We start from the raw sequence: 10,959 nt of genomic DNA, 5'->3' as shown, positions 1-10,959 counted from the left end.
CCTGCCCAGTTGACTACTACCTCAAAAGCAAGCTCAATGAAGCTGCTTGATATTTACCAACAAACTAACACGGGAAGGAGAAAACTTAAATTTTTAAATCCGTGTTCTTTACAAGGGGAGCATTATAGTCCTTGCTCTCCCGGTTTTCCAGGGCAAGCATGAGGTAACGGCAGAAAACGACCGTGGTATGGGCCAGCATACTGTCATAGGATCTCCCCTGGAATTCCTTGGCCAGGTTTAAAAAGGATTTGGTGGTTTTAAAGAACACTTCGATATCCCAGCGTTTTCCGTAAGTCTGGATGATTTCTTCATCGGTCAACTCTAAGTCAGTTGAGAGCAAGGCCAGCCATTTTTTAGATCTGCCGCGGTCACGGACGAACAAGATCCGTACCGGTACCGGGTTGCCTTCAGAATCCATAATTTGCACCAGGGCATTTGCTAAGACTTTAGCTCTGCCGGGTTTTTTGAGTAGTTCTTTGTAAAGGGTGTCGAGAGTCATCTTTTCCCCTTTATAGGTATACAGGACCCTTTTCATCGATTTAAGCATGCATATCACATGGAGGCGATGCTCACGAACCTTGCAGATAATGGACGGAAAGGCAAACCAGCTATCGAAAAGAAGATATCTGGCCTGAACACCGTATTCCTGAGCCTGGCTTAAGAGGTCAAACATTACCTCGGTAGACTTTCTGACGCTTTCCATCCTTCTTTTGTAGCCGTTGGCGCGCTTGTCGATACGTTGGTCAATTCCACAGAGCCGGTTGCGCTCTTTCTCTGAACTGAGCAGGGAGAAAGCAACCGGCAGAAAAGTATTGCCGTCCGACCAACCCAGGGTAAGCATACGAAATCCACGGACATATCTGTTCTCGACATGGTCTTTTACCCTGGCCAGCAGTTCAACAGCCTTACTTCTGTTACGGCTGTATAGAGAGTCATCGAGAATAAGTACATTCTTCCAGTTGCGTGAAGATAGCGGCTCAATGGTTTCTCTAATAATAGTTGAACTTAGGATGAGCAGGAATTTTCGCCAATTGTATCGGAACGAATTCAAGAAGCGATAAATCGTGTCCTTTTCCGGTCTTCCCGGTTCGGCTTCAGACTGCAGGGTGCGATAAAGGTTTTTGCCGTTAAAGACAAGCAGGAATATGAACTTGAAAATATCAAGACAGTCAAAGCCCTTTTCTTTTTGAAAATTGGAGCAGCGTAATGTTCTTCCAATTTCATACTTTGATAAAAAATTATCTACACGGGAGTTAAACTGTTTTTCAATTGCATATTGTTCTGGTAAAATAGAGTTCATAAAGACATCCTTTCGTCTTGGTTTGATGGTTTTTCGTCAATTCTATTTTACCAAAACGAGGGTGTCTTTTGTTGTTTTTCTGTTGATTTTAGTTGAAATAATCCAGTTGTATCAAGGCTTTAGGGCTATTATCTATCTGAGAAAGTTGAGTTAAATATTAATTCTCTTTTTTATTTTCTTTATGCTGACGGAGAATTGGCTGGCTATTTAAAACTAAATAACGCTCCAGCACAAACAGATATAAATGACGGACAAGCATTGGAAATTGAAAGATTTTATGTGGCAAAGGATTTTCAGGGCGAAGGATTTGGCGGGATTCTAATGGAAAAAGCAGTTATTATAGCAAACATGCAAAAAAAGTCATACGTTTGGCTTGGCGTATGGGAAAAGAATAAAAAGGCCATTCGGTTTTATGAAAATAATGGGTTTTATGCTATTGGAACGCATTCTTTTTTCATGGGAGAAGAAGAACAAACGGATTTCATTATGCGAAAAAATTTATGACCAGGAAAAATTCGGACCAGACATCAAGATGAGCCTATCTTTCTCTATGGAGTGCGTTATATTAATGTCGGGATTAGGATTATAAACTCAGAGCGAACTTGTTTAGACAAATACGAGATAGTACGTCTTAATTGTATTTGTAAAGGGAGGAAACTTTATGGAAATAAGGAAATTGTCTATTAATGATTATGAAGAAATATATAAGTTATGGATGTCAACTCCCGGAATGGGCCTGAATGACATAGATGATTCGAAAACAGGCATTGATCAATATCTGAAGAGAAACCCAAATACATGTTTTGTTGCGATAATATCTGGTAAAATCGTAGGGGTTATATTGTCCGGTCATGATGGTCGACGTGGTTATATTCATCACACAGCAGTTTCTATCGCAAACAGAAACGAAGGCATTGGCTCCCTGCTGGTTGACAATGCATTAAAAGCTTTAAAATCCGAAAGTATCCACAAAGTTGCGCTTGTTGTTTTTAATTCGAATGAGGCAGGCAATAAATTTTGGGAACACAAAGGTTTCAGCGTAAGAAAGGATTTAACTTACAGAAACAAAGCCCTGACAGACATGAAAAGAATAGATACATAAATTCAAGAGGAATTAGAGCGCATTCGGCTTTTAAAGATTGGGCAGACGTCTGCAAGGAATAGTTGAGTATGTTCTCAGACAACCCCGTCCCCCTGATAATAGTTAATCAGTTGACCGAGTTAATGTAAACATAAGAGACATTCTTTTTGCTTAACAAAAGGATGTCTTATTGTTATTTATCGCCGTTACAGGCAACGAACGGAAAAACGTGTCAAGAGAACCGTCCCCTTGACACGAATGAGGTAAAATAAAATACAAAAAAAATATTGAGTTCAATATGGTTCAGTTTTATTAAAAAAGATGTTTATGGTACTGTAGAGTGAGGAAACTGTATTTCATAAATATGCAGGCAGGCGGAATCGCAAATGGAGCACCGTGTTTTGCAAAGGTTGGATAAGGTCAAACTGAAGATAAACGGGCTTACCCACGCCGGCGAGGGAGTGGGGCGGCACGGCGGGATGGCCGTATTTGTTCCCGGCACAGCGCCCGGGGATACGGTCTTGGTTGAGATCGCGCATATAAAACGGAATTACGCCCGCGGCAGGCTGCTGGAAGTCATAGAGCAGTCTCCCGGACGGTGTCAGCCAGCCTGCGCCAATTACCGCGCTTGCGGCGGCTGCCAGCTGCAGCACGTTGACTACGCTGAGCAGCTGAGGCTGAAAACAACGCTGGTCAGGGACAGCCTGGCCCGCCTGGCCGGGCTGGATGATATTAAAGTCCTGGATACTATTGGCATGGATTGCCCCTGGCACTACCGCAACAAGGCCGTCTTTCACGTGCGGCAGGGTGATGGTGGTTATTTGCTAGGCTACTACGAGGAAGGCACCCGCAAGCTGACTGGTTTTTTCAAAGAAAACGAAGGCGCAGACGCGGGCTGCCTGCTGGTGGACAGGGATTTAAACGGGGCCGCGGCGTTGATTAATAAGCTTCTGAGTAAATACAGCGGCTATGCCGGCGTCAGGCAGGGCGCATTTTTCCGCCATGTTGTCCTGCGCAAAGCTTTTGCCAGCGGCGAAATAATGGCCGTGCTGGTGACCGGGAGCGATCGGTGGCCGGAGGGAAAAGATTTTGCCGGTGAGCTCATGTCCGGTTATCCCGGGCTTGCCTCCGTGGTGCGCAATATCAATAACAACCCCTCCGGGGCGGTTTTAGGAAGGCATAACGACACCCTGGCCGGGCGGGATTACATAGTGGACCATTTGGGTGGGCTCAAGTTCCGGATTTCACCTTCTTCTTTCTACCAGGTCAACCCGGCCCAGACGCTGGTGCTGTATGAAAAGGTGCTGTCATACGCGGGGTTGACCGGGTCGGAGACGGTGGTGGACGCCTTCAGCGGTGTCGGCACGATCGCCCTGTTCTTAGCCGGGCAGGCTAAAACAGTGTATGGCCTGGAGGTGGTTTCCCAGGCGGTAGAGGACGCCCGCGGTAACGCGGATTTAAATAAAATAAGCAATGTTGAATTTTACACGGGGGAAGTAGAAAAGCGCCTTCCCGAACTCGCCGCCCTGGGTCTGCGCCCGGACGTGGTGGTGCTGGACCCGCCCCGCGCCGGCTGCGGCCGGGAAGCGCTGGGCGCGGTGGTGGAAATGTGGCCTCCGCGTGTGATTTATGTCTCCTGTGACCCCGGCACACTGGCCCGGGATCTCGGCTACCTGACAGCCATGGGTTACCGGACGCTGGAGGTGCAGCCGGTGGACATGTTCCCCTGGACCCGCCATGTGGAGACGGTGGTATTGATGTCAAGGGTTTAGAACGGGGCGTCTGGAAAGGCTTGATATAAGGGATTTGTGTGATTATACGGTTGGAACGGCAAAAGCGTACTCGATCTTGGGCAATGCGATGTAGGCGGTTGGTGTGGCATACAACTACCCGGCAATTAGCTAATTTGTGAGCTGACTTTACAGAGGTGAAATAAAATGAATATAAACACAAAGATTGAATTTGAAGTAGCATTAATACCTGTATCTAAATGTGATTTCATTAATTTGGAGGTTTAGATGAATATAAAATTTGATCCAAATAATGTTGTTATTAAACTCTGTATGATGGGGATGGATTTAGAAGATAGTGGAAACATTGAAGATGCAGCCACAATGTTTCATAAAGCATGGCACGAATCAACAGACGACTATGAAAGATTTATTGCAGCTTATTTTTTAGCTCGCCAACAAAAGAGTATTACAGACAAATTGAAATGGATGGAAACATCTTTACAGTGTGCACTAAATATAAATGATGATAATGTTAAGAGTGCATACCCGACGTTATATTTAAATATTGCCAAATGTTATGAGGAGTTGTGTGATTATGATAATGCAAAAAGAAATTATGAATTGTCAAATTCATATAAGGGTGCGCCTTCTGATGAAGGACCATTTTATCATGGGACAAAGGCAGATTTGCAGGTTGGTGATTTACTGGCAGCGGGTGGAAATTCAAATTACAAACCTGAGCTTAAAATGAACCACATTTATTTCACTGCTAACGCCAATGGCGCAGGACTTGCGGCAGCATTAGCAAAAGGAGAAGGCAGAGAACGCGTTTATATAATAGAACCAACAGGTGAATTTGAAAACGACCCAAATGTTACTGACAAAAAATTTCCGGGTAACTTAACACGTTCTTATCGCTCACAAGAACCTTTAAGAATTATTGGTGAAGAAACAGAGTGGGCGAAACTGACAACTAAGGAGCGACGTGAATGGCACGAAAATTTAGCCAAAAACAAGGGCGAAATTATTAACTGAGCATATTCCAAATAGGTAAAATAGTTACTTTTCAAGTTTGTCTGTGGGCTTACACAAAAAATAAAGCAAGGCACCCAACGTTGCAATCTCGTTGGGTGCCGCGTTCTTTTCAGGCTTATATATTTACAGTCACCTTTTGGCTTATCGTCATCTTTACTTTTGCGGGTGTGCTTCCTCGCCGGAAGGGTATTTTGATTTCTTAAAAAACTATAGACAATCACTCTATTATGTATTACTATATAGCAGTAGTAAGTAACACTGAATATTAGTCATACTGAATAGCAAGGAGGGGTTACGTTGGAGAATCTAACGGAAATGCTCAAAGGTGTGCTTGAGGGATGCGTCCTTGAAATTATAAGCCGCCAAGAAACCTACGGCTACGAAATCACGCGGCGGCTGAACGCTCTCGGCTTCACGGACGTAGTTGATGGAACGGTCTACACCATCTTGGTGAGACTTGAGAAAAATAAGCTCGTGGACATAGAAAAAAAACCTTCCGATATGGGACCGCCGCGTAAGTTTTACACGCTCAACGACGCAGGGTGCGTAGAACTGCGCCGATTCTGGGAAAAATGGGAGTTCGTATCATCAAAAATCAATGAGTTAAAGGAGAAAAAACAATGAATTTATGGGATAAAGTTACAGGAAACGATATGACTAAAGAATTAAAAGCTTTTAATTCGCGAGCCAAAAAGCTGCCGGCTGATTATCAAGAGGCATGGGAAAAAATCAGTTTAAATCTTTGGCCGCATTCAGATTTCACCGGCCGCAACCTCATGCCGATTCTTGACGGTGTGCTTAGTCTGCTCGAAGAAGCGGCGGCAGACGGTCAGAGTGTCCAAGAGGTTTTGGGTGACGATATCAAAGGCTTCTGTTCAGCACTGGCCGGTGAAGAAGGGGCAAAGTCTTATCGCGACAAATGGCGCAAGCAGCTCAACAACAATATCGCTAAAAAATTAGGTAAATAGGAGGATAAAATGAGAATACAAGATATCATCAAAGGCAAAAAAGAGTGGCGGGCGCACGTGGCGCGTGTCAAAGCGCTCCCGCAGGATTACCAGATTGTTTATAAGGAAATTGAAAAATATCTCTTTAAGGTCGGCCCTGTTGAGCTAACCGAAGGGACAGGTCTGCTCTCGGGGATAATTGATCTTTTTGAAGAGGGCGCGGCCTCGGGGAAAGGCGTGCTGGAAGTGACGGGCAGTGATGTAGCGGCTTTGTGCGATGATCTAATCAAAGATTCAAAAACTTACACTGACATCTATCAAGAATCTGTTGACCAAGAAGTTTACAAGGCCATAAAAAAGGTTACGGATAAAACATGAAGGAATGCGCTCATATCGGCTATACGTTTCGGTGAATTTTATAAATAGATAGTACCTTTGCCACCGGAGAAGACGAGACTTGAACCCGTACTATATATTGACTTGTTTCCAAGAACGGATAAAATCTATTTAGAGCATCACTGATTGGGGGATGAGTATGCCAAAAGCACGAAAAATGCTTAGCAACTGGGAGGCGCCGTATATTCAGTCGCTTATGAAATTAATTAAAACCCAGAGCAAGGCAACCCTTGCGACTTGGGCAGTTGATTATTCCGGGAAAGTAATATTGCCGCTGTGGAGCAAGTACTATCCGGATGACCTGCGCCCGCAAAGCGCACTGAATGCCGCACGCGAGTGGCTGTCAGGTGCAATCAAACTGCCCCAGGCGAAATCGGCGATCCTCGAGTGCCATGCGGCCGCTCGTGAAACAGACGGAAATCCAGTTGCACAGGCGGCGGCGAGGACAATAGGCCAATGCGCATCGACCATCCATTCGGCACGGCATTGTATCGGGCTTGCCTTTTATGGAGCGATAGCAGTAGCTTATGATCGGCTCGGGACTGATGTGCCGTGGGGACAAATCGAGCAATGCGCCGCCGAAGAGTGCGGACGTATGGAAGCAGCCCTGCGTGCCGCTGCCGTGGACGAGCCAAACCCGGCGAGAATCGAATGGAAATGCTGAATGTGTCCCGCTGGTGTCAAGGACATTTTTTGAAATATCAGGGGGCGATTTTATGAATAACTACACAAAAGAAGAATTGGAGGAAGCTCTCCGAGCTATATCTTCAACGATTAACAAGTGTGAGAAAGTATTGCCAAAGTTAAAACAAGGTACTTCTCAGCACACCTTGCTCATACGCAGAATTAAAGCGCTCCATATAGCATCGGCATTGATTGCAAAAGAATTGGAAGGTTAGAACCTTGATAGCACTTATATACTGGATGGGTTTGGAATGATTTAAAAACAAGGTCTTCAGAGATTATAGTTTTTGCCACAAAACTATATGGCAATGAAAAAGTTCCGATTTAAATCATGTCGATTTAATCGGAACTTTTCTAATACCGGGTTTTACATGCCATTTATGCCTGCGGTTCAGGCAAGGTCGAAACGATCTGCGTTCATCACCTTGTTCCAGGCGGAAACGAAGTCATGCAGGAACTTATCCTGGGAGTCGTCACACGCGTAGACTTCCGCGATGGCCCGGAGTTGAGAGTTTGCGCCGAAGATGAGATCCACACGGGTGCCGGTCCATTTGATTTCGCCTGTGGCGCGATCACGGCCCTCGAACACGTTTTCATCATCAGAGTCAGGCTTCCACACTGTACCCATATCGAGAAGATTCACGAAGAAGTCGTTGGTGAGGGCCTCCGGCCTGCTGGTGAAGACGCCGTGCTGAGACTGCCCGTAATTGGCGTTCAATACGCGCATGCCTCCAACCAGAACCGTCATTTCAGGCGCGGTCAGTGTAAGCAGTTGTGCGCGATCAATCAAAAGCTCCTCTGCCGAGACGGAATACTTGGCTTTCAGGTAGTTGCGGAACCCGTCTGCAGCCGGTTCTAGCACAGCGAATGACTGCACGTCGGTCTGCTCCTGTGATGCGTCCGTGCGTCCCGGCACAAAAGGAACGGACACATTATGACCGGCATTTCTTGCCGCCTGCTCGATCCCCGCACATCCGCCCAGGACGATCAGGTCGGCCAGGGAAACCCTCTTTTGGCCTGACTGAGCACCGTTGAACTCAGTTTGGATCTTTTCAAGGACTTGCAGCACAGTCTTCAGTTGGGTTGGCTGGTTTACTTCCCAATCCTTCTGCGGTGCAAGGCGGATGCGCGCGCCGTTCGCACCGCCGCGCATATCGGAACCGCGGAAGGTGGATGCCGAGGCCCAGGCTGTTGAGACCAACTGGGAGACGGATAGGCCGGAAGCTATGATTTTATCCTTGAGATCCGCAATATCCTGTTCGTTAATCAGTTCATGATCGACTGCGGGCACCGGGTCTTGCCAGATTAGTTCCTCTGCAGGAACCTCAGGGCCGAGATAGCGAGAACGTGGGCCCATGTCGCGGTGGGTCAGCTTGAACCATGCCCGGGCGAAGGCTTCTGCAAATTCCTCCGGATTTTGCAGGTAGCGCCGCGCGATCGGTTCGTAGATCGGGTCGAAGCGAAGGGAGAGGTCCGCCGTGGACATCATCGGCCGGCGCTTCTTCGACGGGTCGTGAGCGTCAACTACCATATCCTCCGGGGCCACGTCCTTGGCCAGCCACTGGTTTGCTCCGGCCGGGCTCTTGGCCAGCTCCCAATCATATTTGAACAGTACGGTCAGATAGCCCATGTCCCATTTGGTCGGGTTCGGCTTCCAGGCGCCCTCAAGGCCGCTGCTGATCGTATCTCCGCCTTTGCCGCTGCCGAAGCTGCTCTTCCAACCGAGCCCCTGTTCTTCGATGCCGGCGGCCTCAGGTTCCGGGCCGACGTGCGCCGGATCGCCCGCGCCATGGCACTTGCCGAAGGTGTGCCCGCCGGCTACCAGCGCGACAGTCTCTTCATCGTTCATGGCCATGCGTGCGAAGGTCTCTCGAACGTCACGGCCCGAGGCGACCGGATCCGGGTTGCCGTTCGGTCCTTCCGGGTTAACGTAGATCAGGCCCATCTGCACGGCGGCGAGGGGATTCTCGAGATCCCGGTCGCCGGAGTAGCGCTTGTCGCCAAGCCACTCGGATTCAGAGCCCCAATAAATGTCTTCTTGCGGTTCCCAAACGTCCTCGCGCCCGCCAGCAAAGCCAAACGTCTTGAATCCCATTGACTCCAGAGCGCAATTTCCGGCCAGAATCATCAGATCGGCCCAGGAGATCTTCCGTCCGTATTTCTGCTTGATTGGCCATAGTAAACGGCGCGCCTTGTCGAGGTTCACGTTGTCGGGCCAGCTGCTGAGGGGTGCAAGCCGTTGTGTTCCCCTGCCTGCGCCGCCGCGGCCGTCGCCCATGCGGTATGTGCCCGCGCTGTGCCAGGCCATCCGGATCAGGAGCGGCCCGTAGTGACCGTAATCAGCCGGCCACCATTCCTGTGAGTCGTTCATCAACGCATACAGGTCCTTCTTCAGAGCTCCCAGGTCGAGCTTCTTGAATTCTTCAGCATAATTGAACTCCTCATCCATCGGATTGCTCAAGTTTGAGTTCTGATGAAGAATATTGAGGTTCACCTGGTTCGGCCACCAGTCCCGGTTTGAAGTGCCGCCGCCGGAAATAGATTTTCTCGTTTTGCCCGTTACCGGACATTTCATATCTTCCTGCATAAAACTACCTCCCTTTAATAATTTTTATTGCCTCTTATTGTTTATAAATTGAAAGGGCATATTGGGCAAACATCTTGTCAATCAGTTTGAAGCGGTTTATTCTTCAGCCGCAAGTGAATCAAGACCTATATAAAAGTTGAAAACACGACATTTCTACAATAAAGCGACCGTCAACTATTTTTTGCATAATAATGTTTATTAACATTTTACAGAAAACATATTAAAAATAAATTAATGATTTATTAACAAACATAAATTAAACAGGCAATTAATTTCCATAGCCGGGGTTTTAGTTTATATGCAATAAGCTTAATAATTAGGTATATTATAGCATTTATGGCTTTTTATGTAATGACTAGCTTGGTGTATTTAATAAAGGAAAAAGGGGAAAGATGGGGGGAAAGACGGGGTCAGGCTTGAAATATTTACTTATTAGCCTTATATAATGTGGTAAGAGACAACAAAATCAAGAAAAAAAGTCGCTGTTTTACGAAGTAATTTCAGTATTTCAATAATTCAAGCCTGACCCCTATTAACTAAGGTGGCTGTATTTATGATAAACTAAAACAGTAGAATGTAACCGGAACGCAAAACCTAAAGATTAAATATATGTTACGAGGAGTGTTAGTTTATGATTAATGAAAAAAAGAAAAAACAAACGCCATCAATTGATGAATGGCTCAAGGAAGCAAAAACAGACCCGGCGGCTTTACAGGAAGGGATGTTTTTAGTCCATAACGGCGTTGTGCGCCAAACGCCAAAAGCCAAGGTTCGCCAGGGGATTGATGACGGTTCGCTGGTAAAAGGACTGGAATTTGCTTATAACGCAGAAAAAGTTGAAGCGGCGATCGCTGAAACTTATAAGATGGACGGCATCTTCCATGTCAGGGTTTGGCTTAATGAAGGCCAGTTAGAGCTCGGCGATGATATAATGTATGTGCTAATAGGCGGCGACATCAGGCCGCATGTCATCGATGCCCTGCAATTCCTGGTTGGAAAGATCAAAACGGAATGTGTTACCGAAATCGAACAAAAAATGTAATTAACTTTATAAAGTCGGTTACAAGGGGAAATTACTCAAGGCAGGAGCTGTATAAGGCAGTTCCTCACTTACGGTTTTGCGCGGGGGCATCCGGTGACGGGTGTCCCTGCCGTGATTTTTTGCTTCCCTCAAAGGGCAACCAACCTTAATAGGC

11 protein-coding genes and 1 pseudogene are annotated in these 10,959 nt (G+C 46.7%); 10 read left to right on the top strand and 2 right to left on the bottom strand.

What is annotated here, in order from left to right:
• Window positions 1–127: 127 nt before the first annotated feature.
• Window positions 128–1,300: pseudogene (locus ACOBQJ_RS09935) on the bottom strand (IS4 family transposase); the annotation flags it as partial.
• Between the two features lie 156 nt (window positions 1,301–1,456).
• Here ACOBQJ_RS09935 and ACOBQJ_RS09930 point away from each other — a divergent pair.
• The 9 genes from ACOBQJ_RS09930 (at window position 1,457) to ACOBQJ_RS09890 (ending at window position 7,391) form a co-directional block, all read left to right on the top strand.
• Window positions 1,457–1,804 (top strand): GNAT family N-acetyltransferase, encoded by a 348-nt coding sequence (locus ACOBQJ_RS09930; RefSeq protein ID WP_421071606.1) that lies wholly within the window; start codon window positions 1,457–1,459, stop codon window positions 1,802–1,804.
• Between the two features lie 157 nt (window positions 1,805–1,961).
• Window positions 1,962–2,402 (top strand): GNAT family N-acetyltransferase, encoded by a 441-nt coding sequence (locus tag ACOBQJ_RS09925; RefSeq protein WP_421071596.1) that lies wholly within the window; start codon window positions 1,962–1,964, stop codon window positions 2,400–2,402.
• Window positions 2,403–2,767: 365 nt separating this feature from the next.
• Window positions 2,768–4,153, top strand: a complete 1,386-nt coding sequence (gene rlmD / locus ACOBQJ_RS09920) for a 23S rRNA (uracil(1939)-C(5))-methyltransferase RlmD (protein ID WP_421071595.1) — start codon at window positions 2,768–2,770, stop codon at window positions 4,151–4,153.
• Between the two features lie 582 nt (window positions 4,154–4,735).
• Window positions 4,736–5,149 carry an NAD(+)--rifampin ADP-ribosyltransferase gene (gene arr, locus ACOBQJ_RS09915; RefSeq protein WP_421071605.1) on the top strand — a complete coding sequence of 138 codons (414 nt, stop codon included), beginning with the start codon at window positions 4,736–4,738 and terminating at the stop codon, window positions 5,147–5,149.
• Window positions 5,150–5,464: 315 nt separating this feature from the next.
• Window positions 5,465–5,773, top strand: a complete 309-nt coding sequence (locus ACOBQJ_RS09910; protein ID WP_421071604.1) for a PadR family transcriptional regulator — start codon at window positions 5,465–5,467, stop codon at window positions 5,771–5,773.
• Entirely contained in the window at window positions 5,770–6,117 is a 348-nt protein-coding gene (locus ACOBQJ_RS09905; protein WP_421071594.1) for a DUF1048 domain-containing protein, read from the top strand. The genes ACOBQJ_RS09910 and ACOBQJ_RS09905 overlap by 4 nt, the downstream gene beginning before the upstream one ends.
• 9 nt (window positions 6,118–6,126) lie before the next feature.
• Window positions 6,127–6,474: a DUF1048 domain-containing protein gene (locus ACOBQJ_RS09900; RefSeq protein ID WP_421071593.1), complete on the top strand. Its 348-nt coding sequence runs from the start codon at window positions 6,127–6,129 to the stop codon at window positions 6,472–6,474.
• Between the two features lie 157 nt (window positions 6,475–6,631).
• On the top strand, window positions 6,632–7,156 hold the full coding sequence (locus ACOBQJ_RS09895) for a putative immunity protein (RefSeq protein ID WP_421071592.1): 525 nt from the start codon (window positions 6,632–6,634) through the stop codon (window positions 7,154–7,156).
• Window positions 7,157–7,208: 52 nt separating this feature from the next.
• Window positions 7,209–7,391, top strand: a complete 183-nt coding sequence (locus ACOBQJ_RS09890) for a hypothetical protein (RefSeq protein ID WP_421071591.1) — start codon at window positions 7,209–7,211, stop codon at window positions 7,389–7,391.
• 176 nt (window positions 7,392–7,567) lie between these two features.
• Here ACOBQJ_RS09890 and katG read toward each other — a convergent pair whose 3' ends face one another.
• Window positions 7,568–9,763: a catalase/peroxidase HPI gene (katG, locus tag ACOBQJ_RS09885; RefSeq protein ID WP_421071590.1), complete on the bottom strand. Its 2,196-nt coding sequence runs from the start codon at window positions 9,761–9,763 to the stop codon at window positions 7,568–7,570.
• A gap of 631 nt (window positions 9,764–10,394) precedes the next feature.
• Here katG and ACOBQJ_RS09880 point away from each other — a divergent pair.
• Window positions 10,395–10,805: a molybdenum cofactor biosynthesis protein MoaE gene (locus ACOBQJ_RS09880; protein WP_421071589.1), complete on the top strand. Its 411-nt coding sequence runs from the start codon at window positions 10,395–10,397 to the stop codon at window positions 10,803–10,805.
• Window positions 10,806–10,959: the final 154 nt, after the last annotated feature.

This window comes from Pelotomaculum propionicicum (assembly GCF_048984525.1).
In the GTDB taxonomy this organism is placed as follows: domain Bacteria; phylum Bacillota; class Desulfotomaculia; order Desulfotomaculales; family Pelotomaculaceae; genus Syntrophopropionicum; species Syntrophopropionicum propionicicum_A.
This window is presented reverse-complemented; position numbering and strand designations above follow the sequence as displayed.